Source organism: Candidatus Chlorohelix sp., assembly GCF_037138995.1.
Classification (GTDB): Bacteria; Chloroflexota; Chloroflexia; order Chloroheliales; family Chloroheliaceae; genus Chlorohelix.
This window is the reverse complement of the sequence record NZ_JBAXHI010000002.1, coordinates 98,668-118,681: the sequence shown is the minus strand read 5'-3', so window position 1 is coordinate 118,681 and position 20,014 is coordinate 98,668. Positions and strand designations below refer to the sequence as shown.

General features: G+C 49.2%; 15 protein-coding genes and 1 other RNA gene. 4 read left to right on the top strand and 12 right to left on the bottom strand.

Features of this window, described 5'->3' with window-relative positions:
• Positions 1-223: 223 nt before the first annotated feature.
• The 6 genes from WCK19_RS01665 to WCK19_RS01640 form a co-directional block, all read right to left on the bottom strand.
• A complete protein-coding gene (locus WCK19_RS01665) occupies positions 224-1,768 on the bottom strand; it encodes an extracellular solute-binding protein (RefSeq protein WP_342395610.1) in 1,545 nt (514 codons plus the stop codon).
• Positions 1,769-1,843: 75 nt separating this feature from the next.
• A complete protein-coding gene (locus WCK19_RS01660; protein WP_342395609.1) occupies positions 1,844-2,818 on the bottom strand; it encodes a carbohydrate ABC transporter permease in 975 nt (324 codons plus the stop codon).
• Positions 2,811-4,094: a sugar ABC transporter permease gene (locus tag WCK19_RS01655; protein WP_342395608.1), complete on the bottom strand. Its 1,284-nt coding sequence runs from the start codon at positions 4,092-4,094 to the stop codon at positions 2,811-2,813. Before WCK19_RS01655 ends, WCK19_RS01660 begins: the two co-directional genes overlap by 8 nt.
• A gap of 238 nt (positions 4,095-4,332) precedes the next feature.
• Positions 4,333-5,397 (bottom strand): hypothetical protein, encoded by a 1,065-nt coding sequence (locus WCK19_RS01650; RefSeq protein WP_342395607.1) that lies wholly within the window; start codon positions 5,395-5,397, stop codon positions 4,333-4,335.
• 204 nt (positions 5,398-5,601) lie between these two features.
• Positions 5,602-6,207: a Uma2 family endonuclease gene (locus WCK19_RS01645; RefSeq protein ID WP_342395606.1), complete on the bottom strand. Its 606-nt coding sequence runs from the start codon at positions 6,205-6,207 to the stop codon at positions 5,602-5,604.
• Between the two features lie 241 nt (positions 6,208-6,448).
• Entirely contained in the window at positions 6,449-7,228 is a 780-nt protein-coding gene (locus WCK19_RS01640; protein WP_342395605.1) for a zinc ribbon domain-containing protein, read from the bottom strand.
• Between the two features lie 424 nt (positions 7,229-7,652).
• Between WCK19_RS01640 and WCK19_RS01635 the strand changes: the two genes are divergently transcribed.
• Together WCK19_RS01635 and WCK19_RS01630 are read left to right on the top strand one after the other, a co-directional pair.
• Positions 7,653-9,101 carry a metallopeptidase TldD-related protein gene (locus tag WCK19_RS01635; protein WP_342395604.1) on the top strand — a complete coding sequence of 483 codons (1,449 nt, stop codon included), beginning with the start codon at positions 7,653-7,655 and terminating at the stop codon, positions 9,099-9,101.
• A gap of 9 nt (positions 9,102-9,110) precedes the next feature.
• The gene (locus tag WCK19_RS01630; RefSeq protein WP_342395603.1) at positions 9,111-10,472 is read left to right on the top strand and encodes a TldD/PmbA family protein; all 1,362 of its coding nucleotides are present in this window, start codon (positions 9,111-9,113) and stop codon (positions 10,470-10,472) included.
• A 245-nt stretch (positions 10,473-10,717) separates the two neighbouring features.
• On the opposite strand, the gene WCK19_RS01625 is transcribed toward WCK19_RS01630, so the two are convergent.
• The 6 genes from WCK19_RS01625 to WCK19_RS01600 form a co-directional block, all read right to left on the bottom strand.
• Positions 10,718-11,728, bottom strand: a complete 1,011-nt coding sequence (locus WCK19_RS01625; RefSeq protein ID WP_342395602.1) for a rod shape-determining protein — start codon at positions 11,726-11,728, stop codon at positions 10,718-10,720.
• A gap of 78 nt (positions 11,729-11,806) precedes the next feature.
• On the bottom strand, positions 11,807-13,843 hold the full coding sequence (locus tag WCK19_RS01620) for a C39 family peptidase (RefSeq protein WP_342395601.1): 2,037 nt from the start codon (positions 13,841-13,843) through the stop codon (positions 11,807-11,809).
• A 29-nt stretch (positions 13,844-13,872) separates the two neighbouring features.
• On the bottom strand, positions 13,873-14,409 hold the full coding sequence (locus WCK19_RS01615) for a GNAT family N-acetyltransferase (RefSeq protein WP_342395600.1): 537 nt from the start codon (positions 14,407-14,409) through the stop codon (positions 13,873-13,875).
• A 32-nt stretch (positions 14,410-14,441) separates the two neighbouring features.
• The gene (gene hemW / locus WCK19_RS01610; RefSeq protein WP_342395599.1) at positions 14,442-15,695 is read right to left on the bottom strand and encodes a radical SAM family heme chaperone HemW; all 1,254 of its coding nucleotides are present in this window, start codon (positions 15,693-15,695) and stop codon (positions 14,442-14,444) included.
• A gap of 174 nt (positions 15,696-15,869) precedes the next feature.
• Positions 15,870-16,240, bottom strand: a transfer-messenger RNA (tmRNA) gene (ssrA, locus tag WCK19_RS01605).
• Between the two features lie 47 nt (positions 16,241-16,287).
• The gene (locus WCK19_RS01600) at positions 16,288-16,860 is read right to left on the bottom strand and encodes an HD domain-containing protein (protein ID WP_342395598.1); all 573 of its coding nucleotides are present in this window, start codon (positions 16,858-16,860) and stop codon (positions 16,288-16,290) included.
• Positions 16,861-17,197: 337 nt separating this feature from the next.
• Here WCK19_RS01600 and WCK19_RS01595 point away from each other — a divergent pair, with 337 nt between their 5' ends.
• Positions 17,198-18,484, top strand: coding sequence for a (Fe-S)-binding protein (locus WCK19_RS01595; protein WP_342395597.1), 1,287 nt, complete (start codon positions 17,198-17,200; stop codon positions 18,482-18,484).
• Positions 18,481-19,899 (top strand): FAD-linked oxidase C-terminal domain-containing protein, encoded by a 1,419-nt coding sequence (locus tag WCK19_RS01590; RefSeq protein ID WP_342395596.1) that lies wholly within the window; start codon positions 18,481-18,483, stop codon positions 19,897-19,899. The genes WCK19_RS01595 and WCK19_RS01590 overlap by 4 nt, the downstream gene beginning before the upstream one ends.
• Positions 19,900-20,014: the final 115 nt, after the last annotated feature.

Here is a 20,014-nt window from a genome sequence, read left to right as displayed (position 1 = left end):
ATCTGCTCTCAGGTAAGAGCATCCTAGCCTTAACCATTATAGGGGTCGCTGACAGAAACTACAACTTTTGAGGCATCAAACTTATCCCCATTAAAAAACCTGTTTCGTAAAAAATAACCATAGCCTACTCTTAATAAAAGCTCTCAATAAGCAAGCAGCATAGAAAAACTCCCCGCCAAGATGCAACGGGGAGTTCTTTTTAGTCTTTGCTAACCAGCTTTTGTTACTTTTTGAGGGTAGCGTTCGCTTGGTCGTTGATAGCTTTGACGGTATCGGCAGGAGTACCCTTGCCCTGGAACAGCGCATCCACGTTGTTGTCCACGATGTCACGCACCTGCTGCCACTGACCTAGTTTCGGCTCAGAAGCATTGGCATAATCGTAAACTACGAGCGGGATTTTGTTCTGGGGAGCAGCCGCAAGGAAGGTTTTATAGGTTGGGTCGTCAACGGTGCTTTTGGTAGCAGGTACATAACCGCTGGCAGAAGCCCATTTTGCTTGGAACCCGGAAGAACCCATAAACTTCATCACTTCCCATGTCGCCAAATCTTCATCATCGCTCTTGCCCTTGAAGCCGAGGATAGCGCCACCATAGAGAGTGGTTACCGGCTTCACGCCAGCAGCATGAGGGGGTACGGTTGCATTCCAGTTGAAAGCCTTGATACCCTCGCCACCTTTAGCAATTGCATCAGCCACAAACGAACGGCTGGAGGTACTGGCTAGATAGAAAAGCGATTGCTGCTTGATGAACTTATTCTGGTTGTCATTAGCCACACCGGGGTCAGAAGTGGCGAAATAGCCAGCTTTAACACCATCGTACAGCATGTTGATTTGGTCAAGTGCGGGCTTCTGGTCAAACAGGAACTTGTTATTCTGATAATCAAATATCTGACCGCCTCTGGCGTAAATCGGCATCGCTACCAATTCGGAAACTGATTTAGTGGGGAAAATATAACCTATTGTCTTACCGCCGCTTTTCTCGGTGACGGTTTTGGAGTCGGCTACGAACTGATCCCAAGTATAGTTCTCATCTGGGGTCTTTAGACCGTATTGGGTGATTAGATCTTGATTGTAGTACATAACGGGACCGCTATTGCTGAAAAGCCAGCTATAGGTCTCGTTGTTGTACTGCGGGAAAATACCACGCGCCAACATATTGGGGCGATAGTCTTCTAGGTCTTTTTGGCTCAAGCCGTATTGACCGCTGATGAACTTGTTCAGACCAAGGGCGAGTTTGGAATCCACAAAAGCGGGAACCCAGTTTTCGTAGCCAGTCGCAATATTGGGCATACCGCCGGCAGTTGCCGACTGAGTCAGGGCTTTCAGAATGTCATTATAGGTGAAGGTATCGTTGCGAGTGTCAATCGTTACCTTAATCATAGGATTAGCTGCTTCAAAATCCTTCATGATAGCAGCAAGACGTTCGCCGTTACCTTTGACTTGGCTGCTCCAAATCGTAACAGTGATTTGACTCTTAGGCTGGAATTTCTGACCGCCACCCGGTTTAATCGTAACTTTGGTACCGCCTACATCAACAGTAACGCCCGCGCCGGATGCGGCAGCAGTTGTAGCCGCTGCGGTGGTTGCAGCAGCAGTTGTAGCCGCTGCAGTGGTTGCAGCAGCAGTTGTAGCCGCTGCAGTGGTAGCGGCAGCAGTGGTGGTTGTGGCTGGCACAGGAGTTGCAGTATTATCCCCGCAAGCAACCATCAACGTAGCCAGCAAAACAAGCATACCGAGCAGCGCAGAAAATTTTCGGTTAATTGTTTTCATTAAGAATCTCCTCCTTTAAGAGACTCGATTACACAATAAGCCAAGCGAACGTAAAGTACGTCTGCCAGAACAAGCCTACTTGATTCCAGTGCGCGAAACGCCCTCAATAAAGCGGCGTTGCACCAGAAAATACAGTAACACCATCGGTATAATACCAATAGTAGCGGCAGCCATCAATAAATCCCACTCGGTGCCAACCTCAGAATTGCCGAGGAAGGTACGCAACCCGGTTTGGATAACCGGAATAGTAGGGGCTGCGATTAGGGGCCACAAGAAAGCGTTCCAACTTCCTTGGAAAGCAAACAAGGCTACGGTTAGAATCGCGGGCATAGATAGAGGAACCGCAATTCTCCAGAGATAGCCTACATCGGTAAGACCATCCAGTTGCCCGGCTTCGTATAATTCTTGCGGTAAACTCATAAAAAACTGCCGTAGCAAGAAGATATAGAAAGCCGAAGAAATCCAGGGTAAAAACAGGGCGGTATAGGTATTCGTTCCCAAACCGCTTGTCACATTCCCCAATTGAGTCACAATTACCAGATTGGGTATATAGCTGGCTTCATGGGGAATAGCCATCGTCGCCAGAATAAAACCAAAAAGAATACCCGAACCCCAAAACTTCATGCGAGCAAAAGCATAGGCAGCCAGCGTGGAGGTAATCAGAACCCCAATCGTCTGTGCTACTCCAACGATAATAGAGTTAGTAAAATAGCGGGTGAAAGGGGCATCGAAAAAGTCTTTTGGAACTTTTGCGCTCGCCCCATAATGCCCGTTCCAAGCATCGCCGTAATTCTCAAAATGTAGCCCATTGGGTAAGAAAAAGCCCAAAAAGCGAGCAATGCTTTTATCCTCGCCGTTCAAGCTCTGGGGAGTGGCATCGGTTGCCGGCTTTAGCGAAGTTGCAACCATCCAGAAGAAAGGCATTAACATCAAAAGCAAGGTGGCAATAAGAATTACATGCAGGAAAAATTGTCCAAGCTTGTTGGAGGCGCCGGCAGACATCAAAGACCCGGCTTTAACCTTTTGAGTAGTTCCGGCAGGCTTAATCATAGTTCACCCGCTTGCCAAGTATCCGCTGCTGTACAAAGCTGATACCCATTATTATTACCAGCATCATCATTACTATAGTAGAGGAATAACCGAAACCGGAGGTGTCCGAACCAGAACCGCGCCCGAAGGTTACATCATAATAGAAGATGGAAAGCACCGTTGCGCTGCGATTGGCACTAGAACCGTTGTAAATCGCGAAGAACAGGGTAAAGGATTGGAACGCGCCAATAGTACCGACCACCACCATAAAAAACAGCGTGGGTGAAAGCAAAGGTATGGTCATTTTGGTAAACATTTGCCAGCCACGCGCCCCATCAATCTTTGCCGCATCGTACAGTTCCCGCGAAATATTGGTAAGACCTGCCAATAATAGCACCGTGTTGAAGCCCAGAATATGCCATGTCGAGATTATAACCATCGTGAACATCGCCATGCTAGGTCCGCCCCAGAAACTATCCCAAGTGAAGAAGTGAGCTAGTTCTAAGATTACCGTCCAACCGATTAGCACGGCAGCAGTCGTCAACAAGCCCGTTATCCAATTCCAGATTCCGCCCTCAAAATGGCGATAAACCCACACGGCTATACCTACCGCCACCGCCAGCAATATCAGCTTTATCGCCAACGCGCCAGCATCGGGTCCACGCGCCCCGTTGTCGAACAACAATTTCAAGATGCCTCTATCATCCAATCTCCAACGTTGCATCGGAATGCCAAGCGCGGCAAAAACCCAGTTCGCCAAACCGCCGGGACGGTCTGGATTAGCGCGGGTTAGCGCATTTGAGGAGAAGGGGGCGAAAATGATATTCCAGACTGCGGCAATCGCTATCAGCGAAGTAACATAAGGCAGAAAGAAAAGGGTGCGGTACAAATTCTTGCCTCTGGCAACCTTGTCGAGCATCAACGCTACCCCAAGAGCCGCCGCAATACCCAGAAACACCGAAAGCGTGACGTAGCCGAGCGTATTCCAGAAAGCATTCCACCAATCGGGGTCGTCAAACAACAGCTTTTGGTAATTATCAAAACCGGCGAAATTCTCGGAGGGGGGAACTATACCCTTTACGGCTGAAATTCTTTTATATAGGCTGAGAAAGAAAGCATATATTATCGGCATGAAGTGGAAGAAAAAGAGGATGATTAACGCGGGGGCGATAAAAAGATAAGCTTTTAATGAGCTTCGCAACTTCTTCTTGAACTTGCGCCGCTTAACCTCAGAGGAGTTTTCACCGGGCAACTCGATTTTATTAGCAGTGACAAGCTTTTCTTGTACTGTTGCCATACAACCTCAATCTATTCGCAGAAATTTAATCTTACTACAGGGTTATATTAGAGCTGCTTCCAAACAGATTACAGGCTTGCGATTAAAAGCGCGACTTTATTCCACAACCTACGCTCTTCATAGCTGATATTATAGCGACTCTACGAGAATATATTCAAGCGAAATATGCGAAACGCGAATATCAGTATAAAATAACCCGATTAACGCCCTTTTAAGGAGTCTTTAACATAGTGTTAAGTCACTCAATTTTCGCAAACAGCCCCTGCAAAGCCAGCAAATAACGCGCCGCCTCGCTAAAGTTGCTCTGTAAATCGGTTACTAGAGCGCGATAGGGGCGTAATTTGCCCGCCTCCGGCAAGCCGATGTATCCGAGCATTGGCTGACGACTCACGCCGGGCTTCTCACTACCGAGAATCTGGGTGAAGGCGTAATCCATAAGCAAATCGCTTTCGGTGCGAAGATTGGGGTTGTTAAGCTCGACCACAATCACATTATGTCCGAAACGGTTGGCAGAAGCTACCAAACATAGCCCCGCTTCATCGGTTTCACCCGGTTTCACGCCATTTGCACCGGGGTAACGCCGAATAAAGTTTGAGATGTTGAAAAAGTAGTTGCCTTCTACGGTAATTTCGCTCAGCTTAACGATATTGGTAATCGCGGGATTCTGCATAGCGTACCAACCAGCAATCGCCAAATCTTGGGCGCTGGAATAATGCGAAGGGTTGTCCAGCCCGTGCGGGTTAGCAAACTTTGAGTTTTCCATACCCATCAAAGCGGCTTGGCGGTTCATTTCTTGCACAAATTTAGCCATTGAATCGCCACTGCCGGGCAATTTTGAGCCGGCATAATGCGCGATAGCCGTGGCGGCATCATTCGCGCTGTCCATCAATGCGCCGTAGAGCAAAAACAGCACCCGAATACGCTGCCCTTCCACTAAGCCCATGTTGGCTTCCCCAACCAAATCAGCCTTAGTCACCACCGTATAATCGCTCAGGCTAGTGCCGGGAATGGCGAAAAGGGTCAAAACGGTCATAATTTTGGTGGTGCTTGCCATCGGTAGCGACTGGCGCGGATTTTTGGCATACAAAATTCTCCCGGTATCGGCATCAATCGCGATAGCGGCGCGGGCAGTGAGCGTAGGGGCAACATAGACATTGCGAAGGGGCGTTTCGGGCGTTAGTGAAGGTCGCGGCGCAGTGGTAGGGGGGGTCTGAGCAGACACATCTTGCATCGAATTGCCGAAGCCCAGAACCAGCAACACCAGCATTAGATAATAAAGCGGTTTAATGGTCAACTTACACAAAATATGAAAGCAATCCTCCTAAAAAATATCATGCAACGATACTAGGATATTACCATGCCGAGGGGGCTATGTCCAACTTGCGGTTGGGATTATGTGTTTAGTTCAAATCATGAAGGCTAATGCAAAAGCTCACCCCGATTGCTTCAGATATAGGCTACCCAACTTCTGAAAAAGGGCGCTAACGTTGGGTGGAACCAAAGAAAATTAGCTCAACTCACGTAAAAGACGGGGCGCCGAGTCAAATTCCACTTTAGCATAGATGCGCTCTAGCGGTACTTCGATTTGGAGACTTTCAAAAACTACCACTTCCCCTAAGTCGGTATAAACCCGTTGTACCCATTCATTGAAGCTCAGTTTATGAAAATAGATCACATTTACACCCCGGCTATCTACCAGAACATAATCTACGAGTGAAGCCAATCCTTTGTAAAGGTGAAATTTGGTGGTTTGGTCATAACTTGCGGTAGAAGGGGACAGAACTTCCACAATCAAAATGGGGTTGGTGACTAAGTTTGAATCTTCTGAGGTATGTTCAACCGCCCCGCATACCACTGATACATCTGGATAGGTTACCAGCCCATGCGCTTTAACTAAGATTTGCAAATCGCTGGTGTAAACCCGGCAAGGGCGATCTTCCAGCGCATTTCCCAATACCCGGTTCAAGTTACTGGAAATCAAGCTATGATTAGGGGTTCCACCTGCCATCAGGTAGATGTTACCTTTATAATATTCATGCTTTTCTAAGCTTTGCTTCTCTAGGCTAAGATACTCTTCTAGGGTGTAATATCTATTTTGAAAATTTTGAGCCATCCGGCAAACCCCCTTTCTCATTATAATAATACCATGCCAATTCGATACGAGACCAGCCAAAATGGGGCGTTCGGCAGGGATTATGTAAATAGGCTAATGCAAACGTCTCAAAGCTGGTATCAATTTCCAAGCGCGTAAAATCTCTAAAATTTGGGTAAGGAGAAATGGATGAGCAAAATTTGCCCCCTTCCCTGCAAAAAAGAGGAAAGGGGCGTAAGTTTAACAGGTCTGTGGCTTTGCGCTATCGAACGGCATCAACCGCATCAGCAAAAAGTTGAAGTGCTTCATAGACAGTATCCCTTTCATTCGCCTTGTTTTTCACTCGATCTACTGAGGTGAACTTTGAATAAGTATCGTTAGATCCCGCTACTAAGGCAACGTCAAGGAGGTTTGGTCCTTTTGCTGTTAATTTCCAGCTTAGCTTACGTCCGATTTTGGTTGTAACCTCAAATTCGCCATTAGATGAACAAGTACACTTTATATCTTTGTACCAGAAGGATTCTGCCGCGATTTCATTTAACTGGAAGTTAGAAAACATTTTTATCTTATTATAATAAGCTCCAATCAATATAAACCTAGTTCTAATTGCATATAAACCTAAATTAATATGCGCGAACTTCTCCTTAGAGGGATTTGGAAGGAATTCTAGGATATGAGGATACTTAAGTCTATAAATGTCACTATGCGTAGTATCTACGCCAATCTTCCACATCAAAGGCTCAGTTTTAAGGTCAAAAGCATCAGCTGTAGATTGAAAAGTAGTAAGCAGAGGGTCAGGGGTGCTTAAAATTCGATCAGTTATTCCAAACATGCCAAAACCTTCCTTGAACCAATTTGCCTCCTTCAGACTCAAACCCGGCAGTAACGCAGAAAGGTCACCCCTACAGGCTTTACAGAATTTAGCCGTTATTGGATTCTCTGCCTCGCAGACCAAGCAGTTTTGAATAAGGGAAGCAGCACAGGTCATGCAAAATTTTGCATCAAAAGTGTTAGTCGCATTGCATTTGGGACAGTTAATCATAACTTACCTCCGTTCAGCGTTACTTTTTCTTGTCGAAATACGAACCAAGCTAATTTATAGGAGTTTATTAATGTATAGTAAGTAATTATAAGGGGGGGGGGCGTTAAACTGGCAAGTGAATTAACCCTGAAATAGGACTTATATAGGACTTTTGGTAGGTTTGGTACTAGGACTTCATAAATTTATGGTAGTTTGATAAACTCGCTCTACTAAATAAATTCATTCAGGCAAAGGCGTGGTATTCGCGCAAACAAGGGGCTTAAGCCCCTTGCCTGACCCGCTTTGAGAACCGTTTTATAGGGGCAATTTCTTTCTTGCAACAGCCTTGCTAAAATCGGAAAACTAATTGCCCTAACTAAAAGGCATTGGTATAATCTCCTAATCTGTTGGAGAGAATTAGCAGACTTAAATAAGGAGTATATAAATGACCACCGAAAATGCACAAGCCGCGCTCGGATTTTTCCAAGCCCGCTATGGAATAGATCAAACCATTTTAAATGACCTGCTGGCAGTTGCCATGAGCAGAGGCGGTGATTTTGCCGAGCTTTACAGCGAATATCGCCAAACTAGCCTTCTTAACTACGAAGACCAAGCGGTGCGCCAATCCAGCGGGGGAATAACACAGGGCATGGGAATTCGAGTAGTACAAGGCGACGCTGTTGGTTACGCCTACAGCGAAGATTTCTCGGTGGAAAGCCTGAAACATGCCGCCACTACTGCCGCCCAAATTGCTAATTCATCTCAGGGCAAGGTAAACCCCATTGATGCGACCATCCTTTCAGGCGCAAACCTTTATCCCATTGAAAAACCGACCATTGATGCACGCGCTCTTGAAAAGCTGGAAATTATTCGCCGGGTTGATAAAGCGGCACGCGCCCATGACCCTTCGATTTCAAAAGTATCGGTTATATTTGCAGATGAGCTAAAGCGCGTGCTGATTGCTACCAGCGATGGGCGACTTGCCGCCGATGTGCAACCGCTTTTTACTATACGCGCAAGCGTAATCGCGGAGAAAGACGGAAAGCGGGAAAGGGGTTTTAAAAGCGCGTCGGCGCGGCGAGGGCTGGAATATTTCGACCAGATTATCTCACCGGAAGAAGTGGGCGTATTTGCAGCGAAACAGGCTGTTACCAATCTGGGCGCGATAGATGCGCCTGCCGGGATAATGCCGGTGGTGTTGGGCGCAGGCGAATCGGGCGTGTTGTTGCATGAAGCGGTTGGTCACGGGCTGGAAGGTGATTTTAACTATAAGAAACTCAGCAATTACAGCGATAGGGTAGGCGAAAAGGTCGCATCTGAACTGTGTACGGTGATAGATGATGGAACTGTTCCCCATACTCGCGGCACACTCAATATTGATGATGAAGGCAATCCCACCCAGTACAATGTGCTGATTGAGAACGGCTTGTTGCGCGGCTACATGCAAGACCGCATCAGTAGCGCCCAAATGAGCGTTGCTCCTACCGGCAACGGGCGGCGTGAGAGTTTCCGCAAATACCCGATGACTCGTATGACCAATACCTATATGCTGAACGGTGAAACTCCTTTTGATGATTTAATCAAGGCTGTGCCGCGTGGCTTATATTGCGTTGAATACGGCGGCGGACAAGTTGATATAAATAGCGGGGACTTCGTGTTTATCGTAACCGAAGCATACATGATTGAAGAAGGTAAGATTACAACTCCCGTCAAAGGGGTGAACCTAATCGGCAATGGACCTGAGGTGCTTTCAAAAGTCACAATGGTAGGGAACGACTTCCAGTTAGCCGGAAACGGCGGTATGTGCGGTAAAAATGGACAAAGCGTACCTGTCAGTTTGGGAATGCCCAGCGTATTGGTAAGCAGCATCACGGTTGGCGGCACAGCCGCATAGGGGGATTGGATGGAAAACACAGAACTAGATTTAAATCTGGCTGAGGCGGTGGTTAAAAAGGCGCTGGAAGCCGGAGCAGATGAAGTGGAAGTGTTGTTTTCGCAAGGCTATGAGTCTGGCGTGAAGTTACGCAAAGGCAAAGTTGACTTGCTAAATGAGGCGCAACCAAAAGCCCTTTCGCTACGGCTCTACCGTGAGAAACGTGCCGCGGTAGCCTACACCAGCGATTTCAGCAAAGCTGCGTTAGATGATTTGGTGCTGCGGGCGATGGATATGGCGGTGATTTCTGACCCAGACCCCGCCGCCGGACTACCCGACCCGGAAGATTTGGCTTTCCAGTATAACGAAAATCTCGGCATCTGGGACCCGGCGATTGGCGATATTCCAACCGATGTTAAGGTGGAAATGGTGCGCCGTTGCGAGGATGCCGCTTTCGCCTTTGACCCACGCATTAACAATACCGGCGGCACTACTTTTAGTACCAACCTAAGACAGATAGGTTTGGTAAATAGCTTGGGCTTTGCCGGGACTTACAAAACCAGCCATTGCAGCTTTGGGCTAGATGCCGTAGTGGATGATGCAGAAGGCAAGAAACAAAACGGTTGGTGGTTTACCATCAGTAACAACTTCAAGGAAATGAAATCGCCTGAAGAAGTGGGACGTATCGCCGCACAACGCGCTATAAACAAGATTGGCGGGCGTAAAGTCAAAACCAGAAAAATGCCGGTAATATGGGATCCTATGGTTGCCAGCGATTTGCTTGGCACGTTGGCGGGTAGCCTGAGCGGTGAGGCGCTAGAACGACGCTCTACTTTTTTGATACCTTTCGAGGGGCAAAAAATCGGTTCTGACTTAGTCACGTTGGTAGATGACCCCTTGCGCCCCGGTCTGCGTGGCACTCGACCCTTTGACGGTGAAGGAGTAGCGGTACATCGCAAGAATATTTTTGACAAAGGCGTATTTCAGGGCTTCATCTTCAACAGCTATACTGCTCGCAAAACCGCCCACAAAACCACCGGGAATGCTACCGGCGGTATTGGTAGCCTACCGGGGGTAAGTGTTTCCAATTTCTATATTGAACCGGGCAAAGCATCACCGGAAGAAATTATCGCGGGAGTGGAAGAAGGGCTTTTCCTCACCGAGATGATTGGATTCGGCTACAACCCTGTAACAGGCGATTTCTCACGCGGTGCAGTTGGTTGGTGGATTGAAAACGGCAAACTGGCATATCCGGTGGCGGAAATCAACATCGCGGGTAACATGAAAGAGATGCTGGCAAATGTCACGCAAGTAGGCAACGACCTTGAATTTCTCTTTAGCATCTCCTCTCCCACTATTCGCATAGATAATATGACCGTCAGCGGTCTATAAACCTTCCCAATTTCAGGGCGGCGCGTAGTTTAGCCGCCCCTTCCCTTATCCTGATTGGCAAAAATACACTTGAAAATAAATACAGGGCGTGGTTTTCCACACCCAGTTTAGATTAATCGTTTTTCTCACCCCCTAACCCCCTCAAGGGGAAAGAGAGATAAGGAGTATAGGGGACACCCTTATTTACCCCGGCGGGGAATTTCCCCTGCACCCCTTTTCGTACAGGCTGAGTAGTTACTTTCTGATTAGTAATCTCCACTGAGGGAGTCGCGCAAGAGGTCAATATATTCCAATGCCACGCCCGTACCGATGGCTACACAGTTCATCGGGTTGTCTGCTACGTAGCATGGCACACCCGTAACGTCTGCCAATAATTGGCTAATATTGCGTAATTGGCTACTGCCACCCGTCATAACCATACCGCGATCTATAATGTCGCTGGCTAGTTCCGGTGGCGTATCTTCTAGCACCGTTCGCACCGCGCCGATAATAGATTCGAGCGGGTCTGCCAAAGCTTCGGTTATTTCGTTGCTGCGTACAATGACGGTACGCGGCAAACCGCTCACTTGATCGCGCCCACGTACTTCCATCGAAAGTTCTTCTTCCATTGGGATAGCGCTACCAATGCGAATCTTGATTTCTTCGGCGGTGCGCTCACCAATCATCAGGTTGTACTTGCGCTTGATGTAGTTGGCAATCGAATCATCCATTTTGTTGCCGCCTACCCTGATGCTATTGCTAGTAACGATACCATAGAGGGAAATAACCGCTACTTCAGTTGTGCCGCCGCCAATATCAATTACCATGTTGCCGGTTGGCTCGGCAATAGGGATTTGAGCGCCGATTGCCGCCGCCAGAGGTTCGCGGATAAGCCAAGCGCGTTTTGCGCCAGCTTGAATCGCGGCATCATGCACCGCACGCATCTCCACGTTAGTAACACCGGCGGGAATACATATCATCACATCCGGTTTTACTACAGCGAACCGCCCTGTAGCGCGACTGATAAAGTGCTTGAGCATCGCCTCGGTAACAACGTAGTCCGCGATTACGCCGTTTTGCATTGGGCGAATCACTTCGACTGTTTCAGGAGTACGCCCCATCATCTCATAGGCAGCCATGCCTACCTGTAACACGCGATTATCTTTGGTTGAAATTGCCACCACGCTCGGCTCGCTTAGCACAATTCCTTTGCCTTTTACATATACCAACACATTTGCGGTACCAAGGTCAATTCCGATTTTGGTAGAAGTCCACATTAGGAGTATTTATATTCCTTAAATTTATAATTTATACTAGCTTAACCTTAAAAATTATACCACAAACGCGGTACTTGCTCATCCGCCGTAACGCCAGCGGTAATAGTGCTGCCCGATATTGCCCATCTCCACCTGCCATTCCACCGGATTAGCGGGGTTATAGGTGAGGGTGCGCCGCTCATACAGTTGCACCAATACCCGCGCCGGCTTCCCGCCAATATTCACTTGCACCCAATAAGGCTCACTAATCGGATAGCCTAGCACAAAAACCCAGTTGTCAATGCCGCTTCGAGCGGGGTTATTCATCCAACTCCACAGCGCATCCGGGATATTATGCCCCAATTGCGGGTCATAATTAGCGTATTTCAGCCCGCCAGAGCTACCCTGCGTAATATTGCCCTGCCTATCGAGCGTATCGCTAACAAATTGCCCGGTGCGATTGGTCGCACGCCGCGCCTGTTCAAAACCGGGCAGCGTGGCAAGGTTCTCAAAGGTAGCATAAGTGGGTGCTAGAGGACTATCCGGGTCGCCCGCTACCGGAATATTGGCGGGAGTGCGGTTCTCAAAACGCCCGTTGCCCACCTGCATCTTGCCCGACACCAGTTCTTTGGTCAGCAAGCCGTTAGTTACAAACCACAGCGAGTTGCGGTCTCCTTGCGGACTGGTAACTTCCATCCGGCTTTTGTCAAAATATTGCACCACCCGTTGCCCATCCACCCCTTCATCGTAACTTTCCAACAAAGCCGGAACGCTGGGTCCCGTTCCCCATACCCAACCGCGCCGACTCTTGCCGTTCAGAGTCGCGGCATCGGCATCGCCCCAAAGTTTGCCGATTTCAGGGTAGGCATACTGATTGCCGACATAATCGGGAGAAATCCAGTTGCGCGGGTCTGTCCAGCCGTTGCGAGGATAGAGCAAATAGACCGCCCCACCCGAACCATTCTGCCAAACACGCTCGAAAGCGGCGCGAGGATATACTATACGGACGCTCTGACCTTTGCGTGGGTCGCTGGCGGGGTCGTTCACAATTGGGTTGCCGCTGCCATCGAAGCCGCGAATTACCAGCAAATGCCCATCGGTGGCGCTAATGGGCGAACCGGTCAATTGCCCGGGCGAATATGCCACGCTGGCAATCACGGGTAAGCCTTGCTCAATCCAGCGTTCCACTTGCACCAACGATTGATAGCGCATCACCGCGCCGTTTAGTGCGCCGTTTAGCCCAGTGGTAGCATGCGCCACGTTAAAGAGCCAGTTGCCGTTACCTTTGTAAATCCAATCGTAGGTCGCCTCGGCAGTTTGCGGCACGGGGCGAGTCAAGCCGCTTAAGCCGTATTTGCCATCCAGAAAAGCCATTACCATCGAAAGGGAAGTGGGGCTGCACCAAACTTCCCCACCATCGGGATAAATCATCTGGCTGCGCTCAGGTACAGGCAAATCCTTGCCCCATGCTTTTCTATCAGAGCTAAAAGGGGGAGTTGCGCCGTTTCGCACCGTATTGACCGAAACGTGCCACAGACGGGGCAATGCCTGATTTGGGTTCGCGCTGTACATAGTCACTTTTAGTTGGAAAGCGGCGGCAGACGAGTTCAGCGATAGCGTATCGGTATCTACCCGCCCATCCGCATCATTCTGCCCATCCACACTGTGCCTACGGACGGTGGCAGTATCGGCAGCCCACACCCCCATCGTGTAAAACTTTGTCCAGTGTCCATTCACCAACGCACGCAAACTTACCATTACCCACGAACCGGGGGGCGTATCGGCGTTCCAACTGGCAATCGCATTGTTGAAACCGCCGGGCGAACCGTAGTAAGGGGCAAGCCCTTCTCCATAGTAGTAGCTGCCGCCGTTAAAGTAATTGCCGCCGCTATAGCTACCGGGCGTGTAGGGGTCATTGCCGACTTTAGCATGCGCCGAGTCGAGCGTCAAAGCCTCACCATCAAGACGCAAGCCGTCCAGTTTCCAGCCGCTAAATTCTATTGCGCTGCCTTGATACCACAACACGCTGGCGCGGTTCTCTGCCGCTTGCGCTACTGGAAAGTCAAACGCGCTTAGCAGCATTAACGCCAGTAGCAACATCACAATCGCGCCGCCAAACCTGTATTTCACCATCATAGCCCTTCATCTACTACTATATAAAAAGCCTACCAAGGCACGCGAATATCCAACTCAAGATGAATATCGTGTGGCTCAAGTTCAAATAACTCCGGGTCAACCTCACTTACAAGTTGTGCGCCCAACCCCATATAAAATTGTACCGTATTTCGGGAAGGGGTAGCAGAGATATACAGTTTTGTTGCGCCTATATCCCAAGCTTTTTGGGCAATTCCTTCCACCAACCAACGCCCGATTCCTTGATGGCGATAGGGTTTGCTTACAAATAACGCCAGCAAATTCATTGTGTCTTTATTGCTGCCTCTAAACTTGTTTTCCAATGCAGCGATTCCGGCGATAGTTTGCCCATCAAACATACCTAATACAATGCCGCCCTCATCATAGAGCATATAGATGCGCCGTACCAGTTTGTCCAGTTCGCCCGGAGCAAAGCCGGGCATATCGTAAAATTCTTGCTTCAGTTCGAGCATACCGTCTTGATTGTAGTAAGTTTCCTCGATAACCTCGCTGCGGTCAATCCGATACATTAGCTCAATTTCATCTCTGGACAAAACCCGGTATTCCATCCCAGCCCCGCTTTCTAATTAATCCTAAATAACTAATCCCCAGGCAAGAACTCCACAAAAACATTATTACTGAGCAACCGCCCACGCACGGTAAGGCGTAAAATCGGGTGGTCTGCGGCATTGCGCCCTTCTTCTAGCAAACCCAATTCGAGAAATCTGGCAACCTTGCCGGGATAAAACTCATCCAGCGGCTTGCCAAACTCTGCCTTGAACTCCTGCAAATCCAGCCCCGCGTTGGTGCGCCACGCCAGAATCACGGTATCGGCTCGTTTTAATTCAGGTGTAACTTCTTCCGCTTCAGTCGTATCAATCACGCTCTCACCCGCTTGTATTCGCTGAATATATTCGCGGGGGTCTTTGAGGACGGCAAAGCGATAACCCGCGAAACAAGAATGCGCCCCCGGTCCGAAGCCGATATAAGGACGGTTTAACCAATAGGTCAGGTTGTGGCGTGATGCGTATTTTTCCAAGCTACCCCGCGCCCAATTGCTAATCTCGTACTGCACATAACCCGCCTGTGCCAAGTTTTCCAACGCCAACAAGTACATATCGGCAGCAGTATCGTCCTCCGGTACAGGCAATTTGCCTGCTAACACCCGCTTTCCGAGCGAGGTATTCTCCTCCACAATCAGCCCATAGAGCGAGAGGTGTTCCGCCTCCAGCGCAAGAGCCTTATCCAACGTGTCGCGCCAGCTTTCCAGCGTCTCACCGGGCAAACCGTAGATAAAGTCAAGGCTGATATTATCAAATCCGGATTCTCGCGCTAAAGCAAAGGAACGCCCGATTTCGGCGCTATCGTGGGCGCGTCCAAGCTTTTTCAGTTGCGCGTCATCAAAAGTCTGCGCCCCGTAACTCAAGCGGTTAATGCCCATCACCCGTAACGACTTTAATTTCTCCAGATTGAGCGTGCCGGGGTTTGCTTCCAGCGTGATTTCTGCATCGTCTCGAATTGTCCCAAAACGCCGAATTGAAGCCATGATGCGTCCCAACAACGTAGGAGAGAGCAGCGAAGGTGTGCCACCGCCCAAAAAGACCGTCTCTATATATAACGGTAGAAGCGCATCATCAGTTTCTGGAACGGGCGGCAAAGGCATTAGCGGATGATAAGCGCGGCGTGCAATCGCTGACAAAGTGCGTTCCACTTCGAGACACAACGCTTCGGTGTAAGGTTCGTAGAGGTGGCGCAGGTTGGTATAAATATTGAAATCGCAATAGGTGCAGCGCGTTCGGCAGAATGGAATATGCAGATACAGGCTTAGCCCGTGTTGTGGTGGTAATAGTGTCATATTTCTGCCGGGGCGGGGTAAAAGTTTGGTTATCCGCTAATCCGGCAAACTCAAGTTTAGACAGAGCGAGAGGGAATGTCAAGCAGCCATTTTGAAAATGGTTTTCACCTGTTCATTTCGCAATGGTAAGAGAATTTCGGAGGAATATCAAAACAAAGATTGTAAGGAAAGAAAAGGTGGAGCTGGGGGGAGTTGAACCCCCGTCCAAAAAGGTCAAACCTAAAGACTCATCCACAAGCTTGGTTGACTTCTAATCTCGAACTAAGAAACTAAGCCGACAAAGGTTTCTCGTTCAAATTGAGTGGTCTTTGATCAGGTTACCCAACTCTTGCCTGACCGCATCCCGTTATTGCAACGCCCCTACCAGCTCCACGGGACCGGGATCTGTCGGAACGGCTGCTAACTATTAAGCAGCGAAAGCGAAAGCCGCAGGGGCTTTCTGTGTATTAGTTTTGCCAGTTAATGGCTTGCTTCATTTTTACGAGGGTAAAGCGCCTCGGCTTGCATCTATAGACCCTCACTCCCTGTCGAAACCGGGCAGCCCCATGGTCGTTTGTACATTATATTATACGCTATAGAGTCAAGATTAGTTTCACTCCTTATGCGCTTCTCTTTCTAGGTCACTCACCACCAAATCAAGCTCTCGCAACAAGCTTTCTGGAACACGCCCTCGGAACTGTTCTACCAATTCCCGGAAATACCACAGCATCCCGTCCATGCCGCCGCGAAACCTCTCCCATACAGCGTGCTGGTGCGAACGGAAATCACTCAAAGTTGACCGCGCATTATGCAACTTGTCGGAGGCTGATACCAGCAAAATAGAGGAGGACGCTTCCGCAATATGCGCCAGATATTTTTCCTTGCGTTCTCGCCATGGCGGTTTTGGCATCTCGAAAGAGTCAGAGCAGCCAAGCACAATTTGCGCCACAGCATCGCCGAAATTTTGCCGGATTAGTTCCAGCGTTTCTAGCCCACCTTGATCTTCCACCGCATCGTGTAGTAACGCGGCGATTACCTCATCCTCAGATGTACCGTGTTCCATCACGATACTTGCCACCGCTAGCAAATGCGAGGCATAAGGAATCTCAGTACCTTTGCGAATCTGCTTGTTGTGAAGTTTGGCAGCGAAAACGAGCGCGTCCTCAAACCGCGAAGTTAGCAACATATACCCTCCTTATCAAAAGCGTGAAACTCACCTTTGAGCTTACGTTGTGCGGAATTGCTCCGACCTTGCCCTGAAATGGGACAAATACTCTTAATAGTAGTTTACCAGCATGACCAAGATTTAGCCAACCCAATAGTATTTGTAACTGTGGGGTGTGGCAGAAAATTTTGCAATCACATTCAAACTAAAAATATTTTCGTTCAGGTTCGACCTGATTTTGCAAAAAAACTTGCCACACCCGTAACTGTGCCATTACTTTTGTGATAAACTAAACTTACTAAGATTAACCCTATTAATAAGCGTTCCGCTTAGGCGGTAGATAACTAAAAAACAAAAAATGACTGACAATACTTTTGACCAGAAAATAATTGATAATTGTGTGCGCTGCGGGCTTTGCCTTGCCACTTGCCCCACCTATGTGGTCAAGGGCGTTGAAACCAGTTCCCCACGCGGGCGCATCTCCATACTTAACGCCGTCAACAAAGGCAACCTGAACCTAATGGATGAGGGCGTAGTTTCCCAAATATACGAATGCCTCGATTGTCGCGCTTGTGAAGCAGTGTGTCCTAGCGGGGTGCAATACGGCAAATTGGTGGAAAACGCACGCGAACAAATTGAAGAAAAGCGTGCGCTTCACTACAGCATGCGGGTGCGCTTGATACGCGCCATCGCCTTGCGGGGACTGTTCTTCCGGCGTTGGCTTTTTGTGGCGTTCGCCTTCACAATGCTGCTATACCAGCGTAGTGGCTTGCAATGGCTGGCGCGTAAATCGGGTATTCTCAAACTCTTGCGTCTTGCCGCTATGGAAGAAATGTTGCCGCATATTGATTTTCCCTTTGTGCGCCCCGGTCAAAAAGGCTGGCAAGCGCAAGGCAAGGAAAAACACAAGGTCGCGCTTTTCGCCGGATGTATAATGAGTACCGCTTTCTCCGGCATTGACAGCGCAACCGGGCGAGTTCTAGCAAAAAACGGCGCAACCGTGGAAGTGCCAAAAGAACAATGGTGCTGCGGAGCATTGCACATTCACTCCGGCGATACAAGCGGAGCGCAAGATTTAGCCCGGCGTAATATTGCCGCTTTCGAGCAAAGCGATACAGAATATATAATCATTAATGCAGCAGGTTGTGGAGCAGCCCTAAAAGAATATGACCATTTGCTGCATGACGACCCAGAGTGGAGCGAACGCGCTATTACTTTTTCCCGCAAAGTACGGGATGTGAGCGAATATCTGGCGGAAACCGGCTTCACCCCACCCACCGCAAACCTTGACCTAGAAGTAACCTACCAAGAACCCTGCCACTTGGCGCACGCACAGCGCATTACTAGCCAACCGCGCCGCTTGCTCAAAGCTATTCCCGGTTTGCGCCTCAAGGAAATGGAAGACTCTTCGCTTTGCTGTGGTAGCGCGGGGGTGTATAACCTGCTTAACCCGACTATCGCCAACGAACTAGTAGATCGCAAACTCAATAATGCCCTTGCCACCGGCGCAGAAGCGCTATGCACTGCTAATCCGGGTTGCCATATTCAGCTTGAAGCCGGGCTGAAGCGAAAAAAGAAAAGTATGAAAGTGCGCCATATCGTACAAATTCTGGACGAGGCGTATCGCAAGGAGGAAAGCCAATGATAGAGGAAAAACCCAAAACCTTGCCGCCTGAAGTTATTGTAGCTCTGCAAGCTATCACCGGGCATGAGCGCACCCTCACCTCGCCCGAAGATTTGATAGCTTATTCCTATGATGCCACTTGGATTGAAAGCCCCCCGCAGGTGGTGATATTGCCCAAAAGTGCGGCGGAAATCTCGGAAGTTCTGAAACTGGCGAATCGCTATAAAATCCCGGTTGCGCCTCGCGGGGCAGGCAGTGGCTTGTCCGGCGGTTCGGTGCCGCAACAGGGCGGTATTGCCCTTGCCCTCACTTTGATGGATCGCATTCTGGAGATAGATACCGAAAATAGCGTGGCGGTAGTAGAACCGGGCGTTATAACCTTTGCCCTTCAAAAAGCGGTCGAGAAGGTAGGGTTATTTTACCCGCCTGACCCTTCTAGCCTCAAACAATCGGCTATTGGCGGAAACATCGCAGAAAATGCGGGTGGGGCGCGTTGCCTAAAATACGGCGTTACCAGCGATTACGTGCGAGCATTGGAAGTGGTATTGCCTACTGGAGAAATAATCCATACCGGCGGTAAAATGGTAAAAATCGCTACCGGCTATAACTTGCGACATCTATTTGTAGGGGCGGAAGGCACGCTTGGCATCGTTTCCCGCATTACCCTTAAGCTAATACCCTTGCCCAAGTACAAACGTACTGCCCTTGCCACCTTCCCTAGCGTGGAAAGCGCCAGCGTAGCCGTCACCCAAATTATGGAAAGCGGCTTGTTGCCCGCTTCCATCGAATTGATGGACAACCTTACTATTCGTTGCGTAGAAGAATTTAAACCTGCTGGGTTGCCCCTCGATGCGGGCGCACTTTTGCTGTTTGCAATGGATAGCAATTACGAGCAAATTCTGCTTTCCGAAACCGAAGCGGTAGCGCAAATCTGCCGCGAGTGTGGCGCAACTTCCGTGAGAGTAGCAGCGGATGACAGCGAAAACGATAAGCTGTGGGAAGCGCGGCGAGCAGTTTCTCCTGCATTGGCACGCCGCCGACCTAACAAATTGGGCGAGGATATTTCAGTACCCCGCAGCGCCCTACCTGAATTAGTGCGAGGTATTGCCGAAATCGCCGAGCGTTTTAGCCTACCCATTCCAGTTTTCGGTCATGCCGGAGATGGCAACCTGCATCCCAATATGCTATGCGATAGGCGCAACCCACAAGAGATGGAAAGAGTGCATGCTGCTGCCGCCGAAATCTTCCGACTGGCAGTACGCTTGGGAGGCACACTCTCCGGCGAACACGGCATCGGCTTGCTCAAGAAAGAGTTTATGATGGAAGCGTTGGGCGCAGAGCAAGTCGAGCTTATGCGCCGTATAAAAACGACCTTTGACCCGAACGGCATCTTGAACGGAGGTAAGCTCTTCCCTACCGGGGAAAGTAGCTGGTAATATGTCCTGTCCCAACAAGGGCGTATCGCGAGGCACCCATACCAATCCAAATTAAAACAAGGGGCTTAAGCCCCTTGCCTGAACCCCTTTGAGAACCGTTTTATAGGGGACAATT

Excerpts from the sequence above, each read along its gene's own strand:
- WCK19_RS01665 (WP_342395610.1), bottom strand. The coding sequence starts at position 1,768 with ATGAAAACAATTAACCGAAAATTTTCTGCGCTGCTCGGTATGCTTGTT.
- WCK19_RS01660 (WP_342395609.1), bottom strand. The coding sequence starts at position 2,818 with ATGATTAAGCCTGCCGGAACTACTCAAAAGGTTAAAGCCGGGTCTTTG.
- WCK19_RS01655 (WP_342395608.1), bottom strand. The coding sequence starts at position 4,094 with ATGGCAACAGTACAAGAAAAGCTTGTCACTGCTAATAAAATCGAGTTG.
- WCK19_RS01645 (WP_342395606.1), bottom strand. The coding sequence starts at position 6,207 with ATGGCTCAAAATTTTCAAAATAGATATTACACCCTAGAAGAGTATCTT.
- WCK19_RS01640 (WP_342395605.1), bottom strand. The coding sequence starts at position 7,228 with ATGATTAACTGTCCCAAATGCAATGCGACTAACACTTTTGATGCAAAA.
- WCK19_RS01635 (WP_342395604.1), top strand. The coding sequence starts at position 7,653 with ATGACCACCGAAAATGCACAAGCCGCGCTCGGATTTTTCCAAGCCCGC.
- WCK19_RS01630 (WP_342395603.1), top strand. The coding sequence starts at position 9,111 with ATGGAAAACACAGAACTAGATTTAAATCTGGCTGAGGCGGTGGTTAAA.
- WCK19_RS01625 (WP_342395602.1), bottom strand. The coding sequence starts at position 11,728 with ATGTGGACTTCTACCAAAATCGGAATTGACCTTGGTACCGCAAATGTG.
- WCK19_RS01620 (WP_342395601.1), bottom strand. The coding sequence starts at position 13,843 with ATGATGGTGAAATACAGGTTTGGCGGCGCGATTGTGATGTTGCTACTG.
- WCK19_RS01615 (WP_342395600.1), bottom strand. The coding sequence starts at position 14,409 with ATGGAATACCGGGTTTTGTCCAGAGATGAAATTGAGCTAATGTATCGG.
- hemW (WP_342395599.1), bottom strand. The coding sequence starts at position 15,695 with ATGACACTATTACCACCACAACACGGGCTAAGCCTGTATCTGCATATT.
- WCK19_RS01600 (WP_342395598.1), bottom strand. The coding sequence starts at position 16,860 with ATGTTGCTAACTTCGCGGTTTGAGGACGCGCTCGTTTTCGCTGCCAAA.
- WCK19_RS01595 (WP_342395597.1), top strand. The coding sequence starts at position 17,198 with ATGACTGACAATACTTTTGACCAGAAAATAATTGATAATTGTGTGCGC.
- WCK19_RS01590 (WP_342395596.1), top strand. The coding sequence starts at position 18,481 with ATGATAGAGGAAAAACCCAAAACCTTGCCGCCTGAAGTTATTGTAGCT.